This is a genomic window from Dellaglioa sp. CoH-57-MRSF-20 (assembly GCF_056781955.1).
Genome location: NZ_JBXAXV010000322.1, coordinates 1 through 244 on the forward strand (window position 1 = coordinate 1; position 244 = coordinate 244).

The 244-nt window shown below is 60.2% G+C and carries 1 protein-coding gene; it reads left to right on the top strand.

Annotated elements, in window-relative coordinates; genetic code table 11:
* A partial coding sequence (locus tag AC1RPN_RS09170) for an RtcB family protein (RefSeq protein ID WP_481763875.1) occupies positions 1-244 on the top strand: 244 nt, incomplete at both ends.

Below are 244 nucleotides of genomic sequence, written 5' to 3' on the forward strand. Positions count from 1 at the left end.
GCTCCATTCAGGCTCGCGTCATGTGGGCAAGACGATCGGTGAGTGCGCGACGGAGATGGCAGCTCGCGAAATCTCGGTGCGCGGTATTCAGCTTGCAGACAAGGACCTTGCGTGGTTCGATGAGGGCACCGATTCGTTTGATGCCTACGTTGAAGCCATGTCGTGGGCGCAGGAATACGCACGCCTGAACCGTGATTTCATGCTCACGCTCGTGATCCGGGCACTGCGTCGCAAGCTCCCGGCC